The sequence below is a fragment of the Brevibacterium zhoupengii genome, assembly GCF_021117425.1.
Taxonomy (GTDB): Bacteria; Actinomycetota; Actinomycetes; order Actinomycetales; family Brevibacteriaceae; genus Brevibacterium; species Brevibacterium zhoupengii.
Genome location: NZ_CP088298.1, coordinates 922,145 through 942,520, shown reverse-complemented (window position 1 = coordinate 942,520; position 20,376 = coordinate 922,145). Strand labels below are relative to the sequence as shown.

Genomic DNA, 20,376 nt, shown 5'->3' with positions numbered 1-20,376 from the left:
TCGTGCAACGACGGCCCCGGGCGCATAAATTCCCTTGTCAGCACACTCGGTCAAGCACGGAACTGGCTATTTGAGGAGCCGGTCCATGCGGCGATCGCTGAGCTTCCTTCCGCCGGTCTGACAGCCGGGGCAGTACTGCAGCGACTTATCGGCATAGGAGACCTCGGCGATGGTCGAACCGCACACCGGGCAGGTCTTCCCTGTGCGTCCATGAACGCGGAAGCCGCGCTTCTTCGCCGCTTTGACCTTCGCCGGCGGCAGATCGATGAGAGCCTCGCGGGCGTGGCCGAGTACCTCGCGGATCGTGTCGAGAAGGCTCGGCGCATCGACGCTGTTGGCCGTGGCGAAGGGCGAGAGCTGGGCGGTGTGGAGGATCTCGTCGGAGTAGGCATTGCCGATGCCTGAGATGAGCGACTGGTCTTCGAGCACGGTCTTGATCCGTGCAGTCGATCCGGCCAGCGTCGCTGTGAACTCAGCGGCGTCGATGGACAGCGCATCGGGTCCCGCGTTCGCGATGGCCGGCACCTCGCTGCGATCGACCACGAGGGAGGCCGCGGCGTTTTTCTTCGTGCCCGCTTCGGTGATGTCGAACCCGGCACCGGAAGCCAGGTGGAGGCGCAGAGCCAAGGGCCCCTTGCCCATCCTCACCGGGCCCGTGGGCACCATTTCATGCCAGACCAGCCACCCGGCACGGGCGAAGCGGCACACCAGCTCGAGCCCGTCGAAGGCGACGATGAGGGACTCGCCGACCCTGGAGACTCCGGTGATCTCGAGACCGTTGAGGGCCTCGAGCGGCGGATCTGCGGTCTTGAGGATGCTGAGCTCACCGATGTCGGTTCGGGTGACGAAGTCACCGACGACGCGTGGGCGCAGAAATGTCACCAGTGCGTCGACCTCGGGCAGTTCCGGCATAGGACCAGTATGCGCTTCTTGGCACCGGCGGCACACTACTCTTGTCGGGCCGCAGTCCGGGGGCTAACGTGGACAGACCACGTGAGTGCGTGCACTGCCACCACCGCAAGGAGGTTGACGATGGCTGAAAATGTCGCCCAGAAGCTCATCAGTTCGCATCTGGAATCCGGGACGATGACGCCTGGAAACGAGATCGGAGTCCGTATCGATCAGACGCTGACACAGGACGCGACGGGAACTCTTGTCGCTCTCGAGCTCGAAGCCCTGGGGCTGGACCGGATCCGCACGGACACCTCTGTGCAGTACGTCGATCACAACCTGCTGCAGACCGATGAGAAGAACCCGGAGGACCACATGTTCCTCCGCTCTGCCGCGCAGCGCTTCGGCCTCTGGTTCTCCCCTGCCGGCAACGGCGTCTCCCACCCCGTGCACCAGTCACGGTTCGGCAAACCGGGTGCCACTCTCATCGGCTCCGACTCCCATACCTGCGCCGCCGGTGCCTTGGGGATGCTCGCCATCGGCGTCGGCGGGCTCGAAGTCGCCATGGCCATGGCCGGCGATCCTCTCTATATCGCGGCACCGCAGGTCATGGGCGTCGAACTCACCGGCGAGCTTCCACCCTGGGTCTCGGCCAAGGACGTGATCTTGGAGATGCTGCGCCGCCATGGGGTCAAGGGCGGGGCCGGCAAGATCATCGAATACCACGGCGAGGGGCTGCGGGGTCTGAGTGCCATGGACCGCCATGTCATCGCCAATATGGGTGCCGAACTCGGCGCCACCGCAACCGTCTTTCCTGCCGATGACGCGGTCATGGAGTTCCTCGAAGCCAGCGATCGAGGTGAGGACTTCACCCGCATCGTCGCCGATGAGGGCGCCGAATACGATCTCACCGACTCGATCGACCTCTCAGCGCTCGAACCCCTCATCGCAGCACCGTCCTCGCCGGGCAATGTCCGTCCCGTGCGCGAGTGCACCGATGAGGAGGTCTTCCAGGTCGTCATCGGCTCCTCGGCGAATCCGGGACTGCGTGACTTCGCCGTCGTCTCCCAGATCCTCGAGGGCCGCCAAGTCCACGGGCAGGTGTCCCTCGACGTCAACCCGACCTCGCGGGAGATCCTCGCCGATCTCATCGCCGGCGGCTGGCTGACGTCTCTCGTCGGTTCGGGTGCGCGCATCCACCAGTCCGGCTGCATGGGCTGCATCGGCATGGGCCAGGCCCCGGCTGTGGGCCGCAACAGTCTGCGGACCATGCCCCGGAACTTCCCCGGACGCTCCGGCACCGACGAGGACGCGGTCTGGCTGTGCTCGCCGGAGACAGCGGCGGCTGCGGCTCTGACCGGGCGCATCACCGACCCCCGGGACCTCGACATGGACTACCCGCAGGTGCGGCTGCCGGAGAAATTCTCCGCCAACCGGTCCATGCTGGTGCCGCCGCTTCCCGTGGAGGAGGCCCGCGAGGTCGAGCTGGTCAAGGGCTCGAACATCTCCTCCCTGCCGGACTTCGAACCGCTGCCCGAGGACATCGATCTCGAGATCCTGCTCAAGGTCGGCGACAACGTCTCCACCGATGAGATCATGCCCGCCGGCTCCCGGGTACTGCCCTATCGCAGCAACATTCCCAAGATCTCCGAGTTCGTCTACATCCAGGTCGATCCCAGCTACGCCGAACGGGCCGCGGGTCATGCCGGCGGCCATGCGATCGTCGGCGGGGAGAACTACGGCCAGGGATCCTCTCGTGAGCACGCCGTGATCGCCCCGCGCTACCTGGGGCTGCGCATCGTCGTCGCCAAATCTCTGGCGCGTATCCACTGGCAGAACCTCGCGAACTTCGGTGTCCTGGCACTCGAATTCGCGAGCGAGGACGACTACGAGGCTCTGTCCCAGGGTGATGTCCTGGAGTTCCGTGGCCTGCGCGATCAGCTCGGCGCCGGGAAGACGATCAGCGCCGAGGTGGGTGGACGGTCGTTCGAATTCCGCCATACGCTCTCACCCCGGCAGGTCGACATGGTCCTGGCCGGAGGTCGCATCGCCCAGCGTGCCCAACAGGAGGCAGACCGGAAGAGCTGAGCTCGCCTCGAGGCTGCCCGTGGTCAGGGGCCCTCTCGTGGTCAGGGTTCTACGAGGAAGCCGCGCAGCAGTGCGGCGGTGCCGTCAAGATGCTCGGCCATGGCTGCGCGGGCCGCGGCTGCGTCTCCGCCGAGGATCGCATTGTGGATGCGCTGATGCTGGTCGTGGGAATGGACGAGGTTGGGTTCGATCATCGGGATCCGCTCAAGCAGTTTGTTCGCCCGGGTCCTGCTCTCGACCATGGAGCGCACCAGGCTCGGCGACCCGGTGACCTGTGCCCAAGTCAGATGCAGCTGAGAGTCCAAGCGACGGTATTCGGCCAGACTCGACTGCCGGCTCGCGTCCATGGCGGCAGCCAGCTGGCCCCGTTGGGGTGCGGTGAGATCCTGCCCCGCGGCCACCTCGGCGACGCCCATCTCGATGACACGACGCCAGGTCAGGGTGTCCTCGACCTCCACCGCGGAGAATTCGGCACCGAGGTGTGCACCCGCATCGGAGCCAGAGGCAGGAGCCCAGCCGCCTGCGGGAGTGCTGGAGACGAACGTTCCGCCGCCACGACCTCGACGAACATTGACCCAGCCGGCGGTCTGCAGCTCCGAGATCGCCTCACGCAGGGTCGCGCGGGAGACCCTCAGCTGCTCGGCGAGTTCGCGTTCGGGTGGGAAGCGCTGACCCGGCGGGATGATCCCGAGGCGGATGATCTGGAGCAGACACTCGATCGTCTCCTCGAAGATGTTGCCCGAGCGGGCAGGGGCGATGGCACGCAGCGCCGTCACCTGGCTGCCGGAGGCCTGCGCTTCATCTGCCTGAGTCACTCGCGTTCCCGTCGTCTCATGTCAATGCTGTGTCACTCGACATCATGCTATCCCTGCTCACAGCGGGGTCGTGTAGGCGTTGGTCAGCCCTCCGTCGACGGTGAACGACTGGGCGGTGACGAATGAGGCATCGTCGCTGGCCAGGAAGGCCACGGCGGCGGCCATCTCGGACGCCTCGGCGAAGCGTCCCATCGGCACATGCACCAGACGTCTGGCCGCCATCTCCGGGTCCTTGGCGAAGAGTTCGCGCAGCAGCTCGGTGTTCACCGGTCCCGGGCACAGTGCGTTGACGCGGATGCCTTCCTTCGCGAACTCCACGCCGAGTTCCCGTGACATGGCCAGCACCCCGCCCTTCGACGCGGTGTAGGAGATCTGGGAGGTCGCCGAGCCCATGAGTGCGACGAACGAGGCCGTGTTGATGATCGATCCGCGGCCCTGTCTGCGCATGTGTTTGAGCGCTGCCTTCGAGCACAGGTAGACCGAGGTGAGGTTGATGTCCTGGACCTTGCGCCACACGTCGAGGTCTGTCTCCGTGATCGAGGCGTCCGCCGGTGGGGAGACTCCCGCATTGTTGAAGGCGACGTCCACGCTGCCGTAGGTGTCGAAGGCCGTCTGGAACAGGTTCTCCACCTGGTCCGCGTCGGTGACGTCGGTGGGCACGAAGAGGCCCCCGACCGCCTCGGCGGCGGCTGTTCCTGAGTCTGCGTTGGTGTCGGCGATGACGATGTTCGCGCCTTCAGAGGCGAGGCGTTTCGCGGTGGCCAGCCCGATGCCGCTGGCGCCTCCGGTGACGACGGCTGTGCGTCCCGGAAGGCGCTGGCAGATGATCTGGTTGTCCCCGACTGCTGTGTCGTTCATGGTGTGTCCTTTGCCTGGTGGTGGTGTTCGTGGGGAGGTTGAGGCTGCTCAGTCGGTGGCGATGAAGAGGTTCTTCGTCTCCGTGAATGAGTCCATCGCGTGGGGGCCGAGTTCGCGGCCGATGCCGGAGCGTTTGAACCCGCCGAACGGGGTCGAGTAGCGCACCGCGGAATGGGAGTTCAGTGACAGGGCTCCGGAGTCGACGCCCCGGGCGACCCGCAGTCCGCGGCCCACATCGCGGGTCCAGATCGAGCCCGAGAGGCCGTAGGGCGAATCGTTGGCCATGGTGATCGCCTCGGCTTCGTCACGAAAGCGCTGGACGGTGACGACGGGACCGAACACCTCCTCGGTGACGATGCGATCGAGCGGTGACTTCGGAAGCACGACCGTCGGTGCCATCCAATAGCCGGCGCCACTGGGGGCGCTGCCGGTGAAGGCGATGTCGACGCCGTCGAGGAAGCTGGCCACGCTCTCGTGGTGGCCGGCGGAAATGAGTGGACCCATCTCTGCCTCTTCGCTGCTGGGGTCGGTGACGACGACTCCGGAGACTGCGGGTTCGAGGAGTTCCATGAAACGGTCGAAGACGGAGTCGTGGACGAGGATGCGCGAGCGCGCGCAGCAGTCCTGGCCGGCGTTGTCGAAGACTCCGTAGGGTGCAGTGGCTGCGGCGAGTTCGAGGTCGGCGTCGTCGAAGACGATGTTCGCGGACTTGCCGCCGAGTTCCAGTGTCGTGCGCTTCATCGTCTTGGCCGCGTCGGCCATGATCTTCTCGCCCACCGCGCTCGATCCGGTGAACACGATCTTCGCGACCCTGGAATCATCGGTGAACGTCTGTCCGACGACCGAGCCCTTGCCGGGGATGACCTGGAAGACTCCGTCGGGGATCCCGGCCTGCAGGGCCAGTTCGCCGAGGCGGATCGCCGTCAGCGGGGTCAGCTCGGCGGGTTTGAGGACCACGGTGTTGCCCGCGGCGAGTGCCGGCGCGAAGCCCCAGCCGGCGATCGGCATCGGGAAGTTCCACGGCACGATGATGCCGACGACTCCGAGTGGTTCGTTGAAGGTGACGTTGACTCCCCCGGCCACTGGTATCTGATCGCCGAGGTGGCGCTCGACTCCCCCGGCGAAGTAGTTGAGGACGTCGCGGACGTTTCCGGCCTCGCCCCGGGCGTTGCCGATGGTGTGTCCGGCCTCGGCGACTTCGAGCTGTGCGAGGTTGTCGATATCGGCGTCGACGGCGCGGGCGAAGGCGCGCAGCAGTTCGGCTCGCTCGGCTGGTGCCGTGGTCCGCCACCGGGTGAAGGCGTCGGCGGCCCGACCGATCGCGTCCTTCGTCGCCTCGGCGCTGTGCGATTCGACCGAGGTGATGAGCTCCTCGGTCGCGGGGTTGATCACTTCGGTCATCGGTGGGCCTCCGCTTTCGTCTGTGGTGTCGTGGTGTTCAGTGGTGGTGCGGGTTTCGTCTTCTTTGCGCGCCGGGCGGCAGCCTCTACGAGTCCGGTGAACAGGCGCAGATCCTCGAGCGTCTCCTCAGGGTGCCACTGCACCGCGAGCATCGACCCGTCCGGGGTTTCCAGTGCCTCGATGCACCCGTCGGCGGCGTGTGCGCTGACGATCAGGCCATCGCCGAGGCGGTCGATGGCCTGGTGATGATGGCACCTGACTGTGGCACCGGTTCCGAGCAGGCTGGCTACGGCGGTGTCGGGCGCAGTCGTCACGGCCACCTCGGCGAATTCGTCCTTCTTCTCTGCCTCGTGAGCGCCGTAGCCCGCAAGGTCGGGCACGTGCTGGTGCAGGGTTCCGCCGTGGACGGTGTTGACGATCTGGGCGCCGCGGCAGATCGCGAACACCGGCACATTCGCGGTGCGGGCATGACGGTACAGGGTGGTCTCGAAGGAATCGCGACGCACATTGGGCGCCTGGGTGCGGGGATGGGCCTTAGCATCGTAGAGGGCGGGGTCGACGTCATCGCCGCCGGTGAGGATGATGCCGTCGAGTTCAGCCACCTCGGCAAGCGTCCACGGATCTTCCGGTGGCAGGAGGACGACGCGGCCACCGGCGCGCGTGACGGCGGTGACGTAGACGCTGGGCAGGAACGCGGCATCACGGTCCCAGACTCCGAATCGGCCGCGACCGTAGTAGGTGGGCAGGCCGATGAGCGGTCGGCTGGTTCCTGGGTCAGCGGCTGGGTTCTGGTCAGAGTCGTTCGAAGCCACGCCGGACCTCCCAATCGGTGACCGCTGCGTCGAAGGCCGCCACCTCCACTTTGCCCGCGTGGGTGTAATGGTCCACGACCTCGTCGCCGAAGGCGCTGCGGGCGATGTCGGAGGATCCGAAGGCGGCCACGGAGTCGTGGAGGCGTCGCGGAATGCTCCGCACGTCCTGTGTGTAGGCATTGCCCTCAAGGGCCTCGGGCAGTTCGAGTTTGTTCTCGATTCCGTGGATTCCGGCGGCGATGAGAGCCGCGGTCGCGATGTAGGGGTTGGCGTCGGCGCCGGGGACCCGCTGTTCGAAGCGCAGTGCCGGGCCGTGGCCAACGATGCGCACGGCACAGGTTCGGTTGTCCCATCCCCAGCCGACGGCGGTGGGGGCGAAGGAGCCGTCGGCGAAGCGTTTGTAGGAGTTGATGTTCGGGGCGTAGAGATAGGTGAAGTCGTGCTGAGTGGAGACGACGCCGGCAACGAAGTGCTTCATCGTCTCGGACATCTCAGTGCCGTGGCCTGCAGGGAAGACCGGTGTTCCGTTGGTGTCGCTGAGGCTCATGTGGATGTGGCAGGAGCTGCCTTCGCGGTCGTTGGGCTTGGCCATGAAGGTCACCGACTTACCCTCCTGGTCTGCGATCTCCTTGGCACCGAGTTTGTAGACGACGTGGTTGTCGCACGTGGTGAGCATGTCGGTGTATCGGAAGCCGACCTCGAGCTGACCGAGGTTGCATTCGCCCTTCGCGCTTTCGGTGTAGAGGCCGGCGCCGTCCATCTCATTGCGCAGGCGTCGCAGGTAGCCTTCGACCTGGCCGGTGCCGAAGAGCGAGTAGTCGATGTTGTAGGTGCTGGCGGCTTCGAGGTTCCGATAGTCATTGCCCATCGCCTCGCGGTAGCCGGTGTTGTAGAGGGCGAATTCGAGTTCCGTGGCGCCGATGGGTGCGTAGCCGAGCGTCGAGAGGCGCTCCAGCTGAGCCTTGAGCACCTGTCGTGGTGACACGCTCAGCGGTGATCCGTCGAGGAAGGCCAGGTCGCATTGGACCATCACGGTCGCCGGGTGCCAGGGGATGCGGCGCAGGGTCGAGTAGTCGGGGACGAACATGAGGTCGCCGTAGCCGCGTTCCCAGGAGGTGAGTTCGTAGCCGTCGACGGTGTTCATCTCCACGTCGGCGGCCATGAGGTAGTTGCAGCCTTCGGTGCCGTTGTCCATCACCTCGTCGATGAAGAACCGTCCGGTGATCCTTTTGCCCTGGAGCCTGCCCTGCATGTCTGTGGCGGCGACGAGCACGGTATCGACGCGGCCGGCGGCGATCTCTGCCTGCAGCTGCTCCAGGGTCAGGTCTGATGAAGTCACGCTCATGGTTCCTCTTTTCGGTAGCACGCCCAGGTGACGCGTGCGCATCTTTGCGACGGTCTGCATTCCTGCGGTGATCACGCTTCGCTGCAGTGGTGGCGTGGGAAGTCGGTTGTCTGAGACATCGGTGGCTTGCAGGGGTTCAGGAAGACTCTCATATTTAAGGTATGTCACCGAACCATTGATGCGCAACAGTCCACATGAAATTGGGGACAATGCGGCTTTGAGGTCTACACAAACACCTATTGACAAACCATTTCCGCGGTGAGAAGCTCAACGACAGAACAGAGTTGTGAACTGCGTCACGCACTATTTTCGTGCCTTCCGCATGCGCCGGTCTCGGGGCCTGCGCCCGACGAGGGGCCTGATCCCGACGATGCCGATCGGTCAGCGACGACCGCTTCGGGACCGTGGACCGAGCCCTCTGGAAGCAATCATTTCGAGAAGAACGGTGTTCTCCATGAGCAATGAAGCCGCACCACCCGACGACCCGACACCAGGCCCGGCACTCAGCGCCGATGAGGCCAGCCTTGCCGAGCTCGGGTACAAACAGGAACTCAAACGTGGAATGTCGGGCTTCGGCAATTTCGCCGTCTCCTTCTCCATCATCTCGATCCTCGCCGGCTGCATCACCTCCTACAGCATCGCGCTGGGGTCGGGCGGACCGGCTGCGATCACGATCGGCTGGCCCCTGGTCGGCGTCTTCGTCCTCTGCGTGGCGTTGGCCATGGCCGAGGTGTGTTCGAAGTACCCAACGGCCGGTGGGCTGTACTTCTGGGCCGGTCGCCTCGCCAAACGCAACAAACGGCATTGGGCCTGGTACGTCGGATGGTTCAACTTCCTCGGCGAGGTGGCCGTGACTGCGGCCATCGACTACGGAGCAGCCACGACCATGATGGCCTTCGCGGCGCTGACCTTCGGTGTCGTGCCCACAGCACTCAACACCTTCATCCTGTTCCTCGTCATCATCACCCTGCACGGCCTGCTCAACACCTTCGGGGTCAACCTGGTCAATCTGCTCTCGGGCGTCTCTGCCTGGTGGCATATCGTCGGTGTGCTCATCATCGTCGCTGCCCTGTGGATCATGCCCACGAAGCACCAGTCGTTCAGTTGGACCATGACAGCCTGGCACAACGAAACCGGGTTCACGTTCATGCCCTTCGTCTTCCTCATGGGCCTGCTGATGGCTCAGTACACGTACACCGGCTATGACGCTTCGGCGCACGTGGCCGAGGAGACGAAGAACGCCTCGATCGCAGCACCTAAGGGCATCGTCATGAGCGTGCTGATCTCAATCATCGGCGGTTGGATCCTGCTGTATTCGATCACTGCCGCCATCCAGGACGGTTCGGAGGCAGGGCTGACCGCCCTCAATGCCACGGCGACGGGACTGCCGCCGGCGCAGGTGTTCCTCGATGCCCTGAACAATCCGACGATGGCGAAGTTCCTGCTCTTCATCGTCTGCGGCGCACAGTTCTTCTGCGGCATGGCATCGGTGACGGCGAACTCGCGGATGAGCTACGCGTTCTCCCGCGATGATGCGATTCCCGGGTCCAAGTACTGGAAGAAGGTCAACCCACGCACGGGTACTCCCACGAACTCGATCTGGCTGTGCATCGTGCTGTCCTCGGTGCTGACGGTGCCTGCGCTGTTCAATGAGACCGCTTACCTGGCGGTGACGAGTGTGGCGGTGATCGGGCTCTACATCGCCTATGTTGCCCCCGTGCTGCTGCGCAGGCTCAAGGGCGACTCGTTCAAGCCGGGTCCGTGGAATCTGGGCCACTGGAGCGCGATCATCGGGTGGGTCGCTGTCGTCTGGGTGATCCTGATCTGCATCCTGTTCGTCCTGCCGCCCACGTTGCCGATCACAATCTCGACGTTCAACTACTCCCCTATCGCGGTTCTTGCGGTGCTCATCATCAGCGTGGTGCTCTGGTACGCCAGGGGGAAGAAGCACTTCATGCAGCACCTCGACAAGGAGCAGCTGGCCATCGACGAGAAGAAGCTGCTCGACGAGATCGACGACTGAGCTCGCACAGACGCCAGCAACCCTCCGGGAGCTGAGCCACGTGTAGCGAAGTGGCTCAGCTCCCGGAGGGTTGCTGTGTGCTCAGACGGCGGAGTTCACCCCGCCTACCGACTCACGCAGTCTCGGACTTGTATTTGTCCTCGATAGCGCGGCCGACCTCTTCATCGATATTGCGCCAGTACTGGAAGACGTTGGAGAGCACGGGCTCTTCCACGCCGTCCTTGAGTGCACCGACGACGGTCTCGATGAGACCCTGACGCTCCTCTTCGGAGTAGACCTCGCGGATCAGTGTGTGTGCCTGACCGAAGTCGTCGTCCTCTGCGTGCAGAGTGGCGGCGCTGCGGACCAGCTCACCATCGGATTCCCACCGCGCTTCGACCTGGGTCTCCTCGGCCTGGTATGACCGGCCGTAGGAGTTGGGGGCGTAGACGGGAGCATCACCTGAATGGTGGTACTCCATCTGACCTTCCTTGTCATAGGAATTGTTCTTCGTGACGGGAGCGTTGACCGGCAGCTGGTTGAAGTTCGTGCCGATGCGGTTGCGCTGCGCGTCCGGGTAGGAGAAGACACGGCCCATGAGCATCTTGTCGGGCGAGATTCCGGTGCCCGGCACGGTGTTCGAGGGGCTGAATGCAGCCTGCTCGATCTGGGCGAAGTGGTTCGACGGGTTCTTGTTGAGCGTGAACTTGCCGATCTCCATGAGCGGGTAGTCCTTCTTCGACCAGGTCTTGGTGAGGTCGAAGGGGTTGAAGCGGTAGGTCTTGGCCTCTTCGTAGGGCATGATCTGGACGCTGACGGTCCAGGACGGGTAGTCGCCGCGCTCGATCGCATCGAACAGATCGCGGCGATGGATGTCCGCGTCCTCACCGGCGAGCTTGCCGGCTTCTTCGTTGCTCATGTTCTCCACGCCTTGGTCGGTGTGGAAGTGGTACTGAACCCAGAACCGTTCTCCGGCTTCGTTGGCCCACATGTAGGTGTGCGAGGAGTAGCCGTTCATGTTCCGCCAGGTCTTGGGCAGACCACGCGGTCCCATGAGGTAGGTGACCTGGTGTGCCGATTCAGGCGAGAGCGACCAGAAGTCCCACTGCATGTTGTTGCTGCGCAGTCCCGAATCGGGTGTGCGCTTCTGGGAGTGGATGAAGTCGGGGAACTTCATCGGATCGCGGACGAAGAAGACAGGGGTGTTGTTTCCCACCATGTCGAAGTTGCCGTCTTCGGTGTAGAACTTGAGTGCGAATCCACGCACATCGCGCCAGGAGTCGGGCGAACCGAGCTCACCGGCGACCGTGGAGAACCGTGCCAGCATCGGGGTCTTCGTGCCCTGCTGCAGGAACTTCGCCCGAGTGTACTTGGAGACGTCTGCGGTGATCTCGAGTTCACCGAAGGCACCGGAGCCCTTCGCATGGGGGCTGCGCTCGGGAACGCGTTCGCGGTCGAACCGCGCCAGTTTCTCGACGAGTGCGACGTCGTGGAGAAGGAGAGGACCATCGGCTCCGACGCTCAGCGAATGCGCGTCGGACTCTCGAGTGGCACCCGATTCGGTCGTCGAGGGCTTCGTGCCATCGAATCCTGGATGTTCATGATCAGCGTGTTTTGTCATAGCTTCTCCTTCAACCGATTGAGCGACAGGGAGCCATCTTCCCGGCCCACTACATCCATCATAGGACGAGCAGAACGCCTCAACATGTGCTGAAGCGAAGGGTCAACCGTGACTCCCCTGATATCGAGTTCCTGGCAACGTGCAGAAGACTGTCGCAGCCAATTTTCACACTATCCAGGTTCCCTCTCTGGTTCAACCAAGACGGCCCCTGGAAGTATTCCTGGTCCTCAGCCTTCGGCCGTCGCGCCGCTTCCACTTCCGGCCGAGCCCGATGCGGACCCACTTCCCGCACCGCTCGATCCAGAACCACTCGATCCTGCGCTGCCGGATCCGGAGCTTCCCGCTCCATCCTGGGAACCGGAGCTGGCGCCTGAGTCAGAGGAGCCTGCCGAGCCGCCGGAGGTATCTGCCCCGGTGTTGGATGAGCTCGAATCGCTTCCTGCTCCGCTGCTCTCGTCGCCGGTGGCCGTGGAGGAGGTGGATTCGGTGCCCTGGTCGGTCCCTGTCTGATCGGAGGCCTGATCGGACGCCGAGGAGGTGGTGGAGCTGCCCTCGTTCGCCGAGGTGGACTGTCCCTGGCTCGTGGTCGAACCGTCGTTGGTGCTGCCCGGGTTCGAATTCTGATGGGGCTGGCTCGCCGCCCCGTCTGCACCGGATTCGGAGTCGGCTCCGCTGTCCTGTGAGGTGCCGGTTTCGTCCCCGGTATTGGAGTCTCCGGATACGGACCGTGAGATCTGTGAGGTTCCGGGCGAGATGTCGGCCTCGGTGAATGATTCGGCCATGACCACGGCCCCCAGTCCGATTCCGAAGGTCGCCACCCCGATGGTCACCGGGTAGAGCACTCGTTTGCGGCGCAGCTTCTGCCACCACGATTTCGGTTCCTCGTCTTTGGTGTCGGCGCTCGCATCTCCGGCTTCCGGGTCACTCAGGTTCCCGAACGTGCTGGTGGCATTCGGTGATGGGCCCGCCTGGGTCTCTGCGACCGCGGTCGCTCGCTGCGTCTTGGTGCCGTGTGACTTTGCTTTGACGGCAGGAGCGAACTTCGTGCCGACTTCTTTGATCTTCTCTTTGCCCTTGTCGAGGCTGCTCGTATAGAGAGTCACCGCGAGGCCGGTGATGATACTGGCAACGCCTGCGCCGACGACCGTTCCGGCGACACCCAGCTGTCCGCCGATCACCGAGGAGGTGGCCGCGGCGGCAGCGCCGGCGAGGAGCTGAGTCGCGGAGACCCTGTTCTCGCTCTTCTCCTTCTTCTCAAGGACCTCGTCCTTGGCAGGCGGTTCGTCGACGGCTGTGGTGCTCTCCTGCATCATCCGAGTCGCCGACGCCGGCAACTCTGCTGACGTAGGCGACCCCGTTGACGCTGCCGACACCGGCGCTTCTTCGCGTCGGATCGGATTCGGCGGCATCACGGGCGTGGTCACCTGTGAGGGCGCCGTCGGTGACGACTGGGTGCTTCTGGCGTGTGCGGCGGCGAGTTCTTCGGTGATCAGAGGCAGGGTCTGAGACGCCTGCGCGGCTGCTGTGCCTTCTTGCTCATTCGGTCTGCCTGACTCATGCTGATTCGACACCAAATTACCTCCGATGACTGGCCTCTGAGTCCAGTATCGGCTGGCTGTTTTCGGGGTTCCTGACCCTTCCCTACGAAGGCTGGGACAACACTGTGAGAAGACGGCAACTCTATGGTCGCTGACCTGCGATGATACCGACCTGTGTGACGCACGGGACAGGCGCTTTGCAGGATATTCGCAGGTCCGGAATCGGTGTCTGCGACACCTTATTTCTCAGTGCAGAATGGCCACGCCGAGGTGGTCCGGAAACACGTCCATCGTCTCGAGTTCCAGCAGCTGGAATCTCGGGTATCCGGGGCCCGGTTCCAAGGTGACTGCGAATAGCCCTGAACCGGTGAATTGCGTCGACACCTGTAGGGCATTTTGTTCCGAGCCGGCTCGGCCAACTGTCTCGACCATGAGATTGAGCGCGAAGCACGGCTCGTCCAATCCGACGAGGGAGACGTTCTGCGCCCCACGGAATCTCACCGGTGCTGCCGGCGTCACCGAGTGCATCTGTCCGTCTATTTCAAGGGTCACCTCGGCGCCTATGGGAAGGAAGGTGCGCGCCAAGCCCGGCAGCGGCGAGAACTCGGCCTCACGGTCCAGTCGCGCGATGCTCAGGCGCCAGCGTCGAAGATCCGGGGTCAGTTTCTGGGACTTGATGAGTGAGACGAGCTCAGTCGTCTCCCCTGCCCCATTGGCCCACGGAACCGGATCGAGGTCGTCGAAAGAGGTGATCACGCGCATGTGATCACTCTAGTCTCGACTCAGCTCGTGGCTGCTGGTGAGAACGTCAGTTCAGGACGAGGCAGAACGGGTGACCTGCTGGATCGAGGAAGACGCGGAAGGTCTCACCCGGCTGGTCGACAGCCTTCCCTGCACCGAGTTCGACCACGGCGGTCTCGGAGACATCAAGGTCATCGACGACGACGTCGATGTGCATCTGCTGCGGGTGGGACTGCCCCGGCCAGCTGGGTGCGTGATAATCCTCGACCTGTTGGAAGCAGATCGGGGGCCAGGATTCGGATGTGATCTCTGCCCAGGTGCCGTCGTCATCGACTCTGACCTGCCAGTCGAGGAGTTTTCCATAGAATTCCGCGAGTTCACCGGCGTCGGGAGCATCGATGACGATGACGGGCTGCTTTGCGATAGCCATGGTCGAAGTCTACGCGTCGCCGGTGACACGGTGAATAGAGCAGGCAGGAAGGCTTGCTGTTCGCTACGCCCGGTCCGAAGTGCCCGCAGACACACCGATGCTAGGCTCGAAACACCACAGGGGAGCGCCAGGAGACAGGCGCTGAGAGTGCGCAAGCAGACCCTTCGAACCTGATCCGGTAAACACCGGCGGAGGAAGTGAGGTGTGACACCGATGAGCGATATCGACACGAAACACACGATCAGCAGCATTCGGCTGACCCCAGGAGGGCCGGTTGCGGCGCTGAGAGCGGAGGCGTCTTCCGCTTGGGAGGCTGCAGTCGGGCACAGATTCATCACCGAACTGATTGCCGGCACGGTCGACGATTCCGTGATGAGAAAGTACCTGATCCAGGACTACCAGTTCTTCGAATCATTTCTCTCGATGCTCGGCGCATGTGTCGCTCACGGCGATGCCGTAGGGCCGAAGCTGCGGTTCGCCAAACAGCTCGGGTTCCTTGAAGCCGACGAGGATTCGTACTTCCTCATGGCCTTCACCGAGGTGGGTGTCCCTGCGACCGACTACGCTGACCCCCAGCTGGCTGAGCCGACTGAGGGCTTCCGTGACCTCATGGACGAAGCCGTCGACTCGGCCTCCTACGCAGAACTGCTGGTCGTGCTCGTCATCGCCGAATGGCTCTACCTCGATTGGGGCGAGCGCTCGGATCCTATGCCTCCACGCCGGGTGCATTCCGGGTGGATCGACCTGCACCGTGGTGAGGATTTCCGGGCCTGGGTGCAGTTCCTCATCGACGAACTCGAGCGAGTCTTCCCAACTGGCGAGGACACAGAATCCAGCGCGGCGCGATGCCGACTGGCTCACATCTGGCACCGTGCGGTCGACCTCGAACTGGCCTTCTTCGACGAGGCGTACGCTAAGAACGAAACCCGGTGAAGCTGGAGCGCTCGGTTCACATTCTGCGTCCCTCGCATAAACGAGGTCGCTCGGATTAGGATTGTTGAGCAGAACAGGTGTGCGGGTGCATCCAGTCACCCTTCGCCGTCGCTGGAGGATGCGAGGTAATACAGATGAGCACACAGCTGCTTCCCGTAACGGACGATCCGGCAGTCTACATCATCCATGACAATCCGGAATGGATCGCTCCCTTTGCCCAGGCCCTCGAGCGATCAGGTGTCAATTTCGTTGAGTGGCTGCTGCCTGATGTCTCGATCGATCTCACGACGGAGCCGCCGCAGGGCCTGTTCTGGTCGCGGCTGTCTGCCTCGGCGCACACTCGCACGGATCCGCATGTCAAGGACTACGGACGTGCGGTGCTCGCTTGGCTCCAGGTCGCTGGGCGCACCGTCATCAACGGCGCCGACGTCTACGAGCTTGAGGTGAGCAAAATTCGCCAGCACCGTGAGCTTGCCGCTCGCGGCTTCGACACGCCCCGCACCTCTGCGGTCTTCGGCAGCGCAGCATTGTCCACTGCTGCACGCGACTTCAACCCGCCCTTCATCACCAAACACAACCAGGGCGGCAAGGGTCTCGGCGTGCGCCTTTTTCAGTCCCATGCCGAGCTTGACGAGGCTGCGAGCGACTTCGCTCCCGGTGGTGCGAACGAGCCGATCGACGGGATCACACTGGTCCAGGAGTATGTGCAGCCGGCGCAGCCGTTTGTCACTCGTGCCGAGTTCATCGGCGGCCGGTTCCACTATGCGGTTCGAGTCGACGTCTCCGATGGGTCCTTCGAATTGTGCCCCGCCGAAGCGTGCGAGATCCCTGGCGCTTCTGCCGCACCGGTCGACCCGTTCGCCCTGCGTGAGGACATCACCGCGCAGACGCCCCTCATCGGCCGGTTGGAGGCGCTTCTGAGCGAACTGCGCATCGACATCGCAGGCATTGAGTTCATCGAGACCGCCGATGGTCGCCAGGTCGTCTACGACATCAACACCAACACGAACTACAACCCGAACGTCGAAGACGGCGAGCGCACGGCTGGGCGTACAGCTGCCGCGGACCGGATCGCTGAGTTCATTGCCGGTGAGTACATCTCTGCTGGGGTTGCCGCGTCGCCGGTGCCCCACGCTTGATGCTTGCCCGCCGCTTAGTCCTCCGCCAACTGCTTTCACTGCTGCGCGAAGTCGACATCGGTGGGCGAGCTCTTGTTGCTGTTGATGGGCTCGACGGTGCGGGCAAAACCGTCTTAGTCCAGGAGCTCGTTGAGCTGGCGAACCAGGACGGCTTGCGCCCCGTTGCGTCACTGAGCATCGACGGGTTCCATCATCCTCGCTCGATTCGGTATGGCAACGGCCAAGGCCCCGATTCCTTCTACCGGGATTCCTATGACTACGAGGCCTTCTTCCGGTCCGTCGTCACTCCGTTCAGACATGGGCTGCCCATCGTCCCCGCGGTCTGGGATGTTGATGCCGATGCATCCGTTTTACCGGCACAGCGCGACCTGCCGCAGGACTGTGTCCTCCTTGTGGACGGTATCTTTCTCCATCGGCCAGAACTTCGCGTTGTGTGGGATGCGAGTGTGTGGGTGTAGGTTCCGTTTGAGGTCTCGGTCCCTCGGGGAAACGAACGCTGCTCTGGGCAGTTCGATTCTGATCCCGAGGCGCAGTCCAACCATCGTTATGTCGGCGGCCAGCGCCTCTATTTCGCAGAATGCTCGCCGTGGAGGTCGGCGACATGGATCTTCGACAATGAAGATCTGGAGCACCCCACCCTGCGGCGTCTCACTGAGGGTTCAGCAGGGAGCCCCGCCACTGAGGGCTAGGAGACTGCCGCTGTCACAGCCCGATCTCACACAGGTGCATGTCGATTGTGCCTCACGATCGCTGCGACGACGGCACCGACTGCGCAGCCGACCGCAATGAGGAACGGCACTCCGACAATGACTGTTTCGACGATCATGATGAATGTATGTTGGAACATGTTCGCCAGGATGTTCACCGCTGCGAATGCCACCATGCTGACGAGGAAAAAGAAACCGGCTGTCTTCACCAGGCGCACCGGCAGTGTCCCCCGACGGTCACGCTCGCTCAATGTGTTCATCGCCGATCACCTTCGATCCCGATCATTGTCGACGCTGTCTGCGCCATCTGCGATGTGCTCTGAGGCTACGCCTGAAAGCTTGGGGTGCCATGAGGGCCACGGGCATGTTCGATGAACGAACGACGGCGCACTCCGCCCCGAGCGTGTCAGTCCTCTCCCCTAGACTGAGCTCATGAGCAATGCTGAGGTAGATGCCGTTGTCGTCGGTTCCGGACCCAATGGCATGGCCGCTGCGGTCACTATGGCTCGGGCGGGCCTGTCCGTGCAGGTCTATGAGGCCCAGTCGACCATCGGCGGCGGCGCCCGCACCCTCGACCTGGGCCTGGCTCCGGGCATCACCCATGACATCTGCTCGGCCGTGCACCCCTTGGCGATCTCGAGTCCGTTCTTCGTTGACTTCGACCTGCGTTCCCGAGGCCTCGAGTTCACCACCCCGGAAGTCTCCTACGCTCAGCCTCTCGACAATCAGCCGACCGCGCTGGCCTTTCACGATCTCGAGACAACGGTCGACCACCTCGGCGCGGCCGGACCCGAATGGCGGCGATTCTTCGCCCCGCTGCTCGAACGCGTCGATGATGCGATCTGGCTGTCGCTGGGCGATAAGCGCTCCATCCCGGAGACGCTGCGCGATGTTCCCGGCATCGCCAATGTGGTGAAGTTCGGGCTGCGGCTGCTGTCCCAGGCCAGCCCGGCCTGGAACATTCCGCTTTCCCACGAATCCACTCAGTCCCTGTTCACCGGCGTTGCCTCGCACGCCATCGGTGGGCTGCCTGCCATGGGCACGGCCGCTACGGCCACCATGCTCTCGACCATTGCCCACGCCGGTGGCTGGCCCTCCCCCGTCGGCGGTTCGCAGGCGATCATCGATGCCATGGTCGCCGACCTCGAAGCCCATGGCGGTTCGGTGGCGACAAACGCGCGCATCGATCACGTCACCGATATGCCGGCGGCTCGCGCGTACCTCCTCGACACTTCGGCGCTGAATGCGGCTCAGATCTTCTCCGGCTTCCTCCCCGCCCGTGTCGACAAATCACTGCGCAGCTTCAAGCAGGGCAATGCCGCGGCCAAGGTCGACTTCGTGCTCAACGGGCCTGTGCCCTGGGCCGATCCGGAGACCGCGCGAGCCGGCACCATCCACGTCGGCGGAGCCCGAGCGCAGATGGCCGCCGCCGAGGCGGATGTGATCGCCGGGCGCATGCCGACCCACCCGGTCTGCTTGGTCTCCGACCCGACCGTGTTCGACCCGTCGCGTGAGGTGGACGGCCTGCGCCCGTTGTGGACTTATGCTCATGTCCCCTTCGACTGCCCCCTCGATCCGGCCGAGTACATCATCAGGCAGATGGAACGCTTCGCCCCCGGCTTCCGCGACACCATCGTCACCTACAACTCGATCCCCGCATCAGAGATGGCCGGGCATAACCAGAACTACATCGGCGGGGACATCGCCACCGGGCTTGTCTCCTTCTACCGGATGATGGCCCGCCCGCGCACCAGCTGGGACAACTACAGCCTCGGCGTACCCGGTGCCTACCTGTGTTCGGCCGCGACCCCACCGGCACCCGGCGTGCACGGAATGAACGGCTGGTTCGCGGCTCAGCGAGCGCTGAAGACGCAGTTCGGCATCACCGAGGCCCCGAGCCTGGCTCCCTGAGGATCTGCCGTCGGCGGCGCGAATGCCTCCGCCACACACCATTGGCCACAGCGACCGCCACGACGACGAGGCTGGCACCAAGTGCCTGGCCCACGGTGAGCTGCTCGCCGAGGATCAGTGCCGCGAGGACGAGGGCGAGCACGGGTTGGATGAGCAGCAGGCTCGCCGTCATCGACGGCACCAGCCGGACGCTTCCCCGGTTGATGAGCAGCCAGGCCACCACCTGCCCCAGCAGTGCCAGAGCGATGAGGTACATCCACGCGCTTGGGCCGATCCCGGTGAGATGGATGCCGCCGGTGAACTGGGCGATGACCGCCGATGTCACCGCCGCCGAGGCTGTCGCCCAGGCTAGCGGCTGAATCGTTCCCTCGGCCTTGCGCCTCGTCCCTCGTCTGGTGAGGAACATGTACACGCCGTATCCGATCCCGGCGATGAGGGCGAGAACTGTGCCGAGTACGGCGTTGTCCCCCACCTCGGCCAGGGTCACGATCCCGCCCACCAGGCCGACGCCGATGAGCATCAGCGGCAGGGAGATGAGGAACCGAACACTCACACGCTCACGGTCGATGATGAGAGCCAGCAGCGGGAGCACGATGACCTGGACGTTGACGAGCACGGTCGCAACGCCGGCACCCACGAGGTAGATCGACGCCGTCCACGCAATGTAGTCGATGCCCAGCGCAACGCCGGCCGCAATCGCCCAGAGGATGCCCGATCGCGAAAGACCGCCGTGACGCCGACGTTCAAGAAGCGCCAACGGGATGAGTGCGATGACGGCGATCGCGCACCTCAGCACGGCGGTCGTCGCCGCATCCACGCCCGCGAGCTTGACCAGGATCGCTGAGATCGACAGGCACAGCGCACCCGCGAGCACCGCCGAAGCGGCGAGTGCTGTGGGTGCCTCCGGCGCTGGAGCGACCCTGGGTTTGACGGTCATATGCTGACCGTATGCCCGCGAATTCGATTAGGCAACGCTACCTAGAACGCCCCTGCTCTCACCTTCCAAAATCAGGTACAACTTAGATTCCTCTTCCGACGGTCGATCCGTTGATACGTCGAAATTTTTGCTTAATAATGACGGGCTGCGAGGGCGAACGAGACGCCGCATAACAATCGACTCATCTACAGTTGAACGACGGCCGGT

General features: G+C 63.9%; 18 protein-coding genes and 1 riboswitch. Of the genes, 6 read left to right on the top strand and 12 right to left on the bottom strand.

The window, feature by feature from the left end; all coding sequences use genetic code 11:
• Positions 1 to 66: 66 nt before the first annotated feature.
• Positions 67 to 912 (bottom strand): DNA-formamidopyrimidine glycosylase family protein, encoded by an 846-nt coding sequence (locus LQ788_RS04180; protein ID WP_231445487.1) that lies wholly within the window; start codon positions 910 to 912, stop codon positions 67 to 69.
• A gap of 120 nt (positions 913 to 1,032) precedes the next feature.
• On the opposite strand from LQ788_RS04180, the gene LQ788_RS04175 reads away from it, so the two are divergent.
• Positions 1,033 to 2,979 carry an aconitate hydratase gene (locus tag LQ788_RS04175; protein WP_231445486.1) on the top strand — a complete coding sequence of 649 codons (1,947 nt, stop codon included), beginning with the start codon at positions 1,033 to 1,035 and terminating at the stop codon, positions 2,977 to 2,979.
• Between the two features lie 41 nt (positions 2,980 to 3,020).
• On the opposite strand, the gene LQ788_RS04170 is transcribed toward LQ788_RS04175, so the two are convergent.
• From LQ788_RS04170 to LQ788_RS04150, 5 genes are read right to left on the bottom strand one after another with little or no spacing between them, the layout of a single operon-like run.
• A complete protein-coding gene (locus tag LQ788_RS04170; RefSeq protein ID WP_231445485.1) occupies positions 3,021 to 3,794 on the bottom strand; it encodes a FadR/GntR family transcriptional regulator in 774 nt (257 codons plus the stop codon).
• 57 nt (positions 3,795 to 3,851) lie between these two features.
• Positions 3,852 to 4,652: a 3-oxoacyl-ACP reductase gene (locus LQ788_RS04165; protein WP_231445484.1), complete on the bottom strand. Its 801-nt coding sequence runs from the start codon at positions 4,650 to 4,652 to the stop codon at positions 3,852 to 3,854.
• A 48-nt stretch (positions 4,653 to 4,700) separates the two neighbouring features.
• The gene (locus LQ788_RS04160) at positions 4,701 to 6,053 is read right to left on the bottom strand and encodes an aldehyde dehydrogenase family protein (RefSeq protein ID WP_231445482.1); all 1,353 of its coding nucleotides are present in this window, start codon (positions 6,051 to 6,053) and stop codon (positions 4,701 to 4,703) included.
• On the bottom strand, positions 6,050 to 6,865 hold the full coding sequence (locus LQ788_RS04155; protein WP_231445481.1) for a gamma-glutamyl-gamma-aminobutyrate hydrolase family protein: 816 nt from the start codon (positions 6,863 to 6,865) through the stop codon (positions 6,050 to 6,052). The genes LQ788_RS04160 and LQ788_RS04155 overlap by 4 nt, the downstream gene beginning before the upstream one ends.
• Complete coding sequence (locus LQ788_RS04150; RefSeq protein WP_231445480.1) at positions 6,846 to 8,210, bottom strand: glutamine synthetase family protein; 1,365 nt, start codon at positions 8,208 to 8,210, stop codon at positions 6,846 to 6,848. Before LQ788_RS04150 ends, LQ788_RS04155 begins: the two co-directional genes overlap by 20 nt.
• A 454-nt stretch (positions 8,211 to 8,664) precedes the next feature.
• On the opposite strand from LQ788_RS04150, the gene LQ788_RS04145 reads away from it, so the two are divergent.
• A complete protein-coding gene (locus LQ788_RS04145; RefSeq protein ID WP_231445479.1) occupies positions 8,665 to 10,233 on the top strand; it encodes an amino acid permease in 1,569 nt (522 codons plus the stop codon).
• Positions 10,234 to 10,345: 112 nt separating this feature from the next.
• On the opposite strand, the gene LQ788_RS04140 is transcribed toward LQ788_RS04145, so the two are convergent.
• The 4 genes from LQ788_RS04140 to LQ788_RS04125 form a co-directional block, all read right to left on the bottom strand.
• Positions 10,346 to 11,833 (bottom strand): catalase, encoded by a 1,488-nt coding sequence (locus tag LQ788_RS04140; RefSeq protein ID WP_231445478.1) that lies wholly within the window; start codon positions 11,831 to 11,833, stop codon positions 10,346 to 10,348.
• Between the two features lie 227 nt (positions 11,834 to 12,060).
• Positions 12,061 to 13,404, bottom strand: coding sequence for a hypothetical protein (locus LQ788_RS04135; RefSeq protein ID WP_231445477.1), 1,344 nt, complete (start codon positions 13,402 to 13,404; stop codon positions 12,061 to 12,063).
• A gap of 213 nt (positions 13,405 to 13,617) precedes the next feature.
• On the bottom strand, positions 13,618 to 14,133 hold the full coding sequence (locus tag LQ788_RS04130; protein WP_231445476.1) for a HutD family protein: 516 nt from the start codon (positions 14,131 to 14,133) through the stop codon (positions 13,618 to 13,620).
• A gap of 46 nt (positions 14,134 to 14,179) precedes the next feature.
• Positions 14,180 to 14,542 (bottom strand): VOC family protein, encoded by a 363-nt coding sequence (locus LQ788_RS04125; protein ID WP_231445474.1) that lies wholly within the window; start codon positions 14,540 to 14,542, stop codon positions 14,180 to 14,182.
• 108 nt (positions 14,543 to 14,650) lie between these two features.
• A riboswitch (TPP riboswitch) is annotated at positions 14,651 to 14,756 on the top strand.
• On the opposite strand from LQ788_RS04125, the gene LQ788_RS04120 reads away from it, so the two are divergent.
• The 3 genes from LQ788_RS04120 to LQ788_RS04110 all read left to right on the top strand — a co-directional run bounded on the left by LQ788_RS04120 (position 14,756) and on the right by LQ788_RS04110 (position 17,072).
• A complete protein-coding gene (locus LQ788_RS04120) occupies positions 14,756 to 15,475 on the top strand; it encodes a TenA family protein (RefSeq protein WP_231445472.1) in 720 nt (239 codons plus the stop codon). It overlaps the preceding riboswitch by 1 nt.
• Before the next feature lie 134 nt (positions 15,476 to 15,609).
• Entirely contained in the window at positions 15,610 to 16,614 is a 1,005-nt protein-coding gene (locus LQ788_RS04115) for an ATP-grasp domain-containing protein (protein WP_231445470.1), read from the top strand.
• Positions 16,614 to 17,072, top strand: coding sequence for a nucleoside/nucleotide kinase family protein (locus LQ788_RS04110; protein WP_231445468.1), 459 nt, complete (start codon positions 16,614 to 16,616; stop codon positions 17,070 to 17,072). Before LQ788_RS04115 ends, LQ788_RS04110 begins: the two co-directional genes overlap by 1 nt.
• Before the next feature lie 257 nt (positions 17,073 to 17,329).
• Here LQ788_RS04110 and LQ788_RS04105 read toward each other — a convergent pair whose 3' ends face one another.
• Positions 17,330 to 17,581 (bottom strand): hypothetical protein, encoded by a 252-nt coding sequence (locus LQ788_RS04105; protein WP_231445467.1) that lies wholly within the window; start codon positions 17,579 to 17,581, stop codon positions 17,330 to 17,332.
• A 172-nt stretch (positions 17,582 to 17,753) separates the two neighbouring features.
• On the opposite strand from LQ788_RS04105, the gene LQ788_RS04100 reads away from it, so the two are divergent.
• Positions 17,754 to 19,232: a phytoene desaturase family protein gene (locus LQ788_RS04100; RefSeq protein ID WP_231445466.1), complete on the top strand. Its 1,479-nt coding sequence runs from the start codon at positions 17,754 to 17,756 to the stop codon at positions 19,230 to 19,232.
• On the opposite strand, the gene LQ788_RS04095 is transcribed toward LQ788_RS04100, so the two are convergent.
• Positions 19,204 to 20,169: a DMT family transporter gene (locus LQ788_RS04095; RefSeq protein ID WP_231445465.1), complete on the bottom strand. Its 966-nt coding sequence runs from the start codon at positions 20,167 to 20,169 to the stop codon at positions 19,204 to 19,206. The two genes, LQ788_RS04100 and LQ788_RS04095, sit on opposite strands and share 29 nt — an antisense overlap.
• Between the last annotated feature and the right edge of the window lie 207 nt (positions 20,170 to 20,376).

Coding starts and splice junctions, on each gene's coding strand:
- LQ788_RS04175 (WP_231445486.1), top strand. CDS start 1,033: ATGGCTGAAAATGTCGCCCAGAAGCTCATCAGTTCGCATCTGGAATCC.
- LQ788_RS04160 (WP_231445482.1), bottom strand. CDS start 6,053: ATGACCGAAGTGATCAACCCCGCGACCGAGGAGCTCATCACCTCGGTC.
- LQ788_RS04150 (WP_231445480.1), bottom strand. CDS start 8,210: ATGAGCGTGACTTCATCAGACCTGACCCTGGAGCAGCTGCAGGCAGAG.
- LQ788_RS04125 (WP_231445474.1), bottom strand. CDS start 14,542: ATGGCTATCGCAAAGCAGCCCGTCATCGTCATCGATGCTCCCGACGCC.
- LQ788_RS04130 (WP_231445476.1), bottom strand. CDS start 14,133: ATGCGCGTGATCACCTCTTTCGACGACCTCGATCCGGTTCCGTGGGCC.
- LQ788_RS04120 (WP_231445472.1), top strand. CDS start 14,756: ATGAGCGATATCGACACGAAACACACGATCAGCAGCATTCGGCTGACC.
- LQ788_RS04110 (WP_231445468.1), top strand. CDS start 16,614: ATGCTTGCCCGCCGCTTAGTCCTCCGCCAACTGCTTTCACTGCTGCGC.
- LQ788_RS04095 (WP_231445465.1), bottom strand. CDS start 20,169: ATGACCGTCAAACCCAGGGTCGCTCCAGCGCCGGAGGCACCCACAGCA.
- LQ788_RS04105 (WP_231445467.1), bottom strand. CDS start 17,581: ATGAACACATTGAGCGAGCGTGACCGTCGGGGGACACTGCCGGTGCGC.
- LQ788_RS04180 (WP_231445487.1), bottom strand. CDS start 912: ATGCCGGAACTGCCCGAGGTCGACGCACTGGTGACATTTCTGCGCCCA.
- LQ788_RS04140 (WP_231445478.1), bottom strand. CDS start 11,833: ATGACAAAACACGCTGATCATGAACATCCAGGATTCGATGGCACGAAG.
- LQ788_RS04115 (WP_231445470.1), top strand. CDS start 15,610: ATGAGCACACAGCTGCTTCCCGTAACGGACGATCCGGCAGTCTACATC.
- LQ788_RS04165 (WP_231445484.1), bottom strand. CDS start 4,652: ATGAACGACACAGCAGTCGGGGACAACCAGATCATCTGCCAGCGCCTT.
- LQ788_RS04145 (WP_231445479.1), top strand. CDS start 8,665: ATGAGCAATGAAGCCGCACCACCCGACGACCCGACACCAGGCCCGGCA.
- LQ788_RS04100 (WP_231445466.1), top strand. CDS start 17,754: ATGAGCAATGCTGAGGTAGATGCCGTTGTCGTCGGTTCCGGACCCAAT.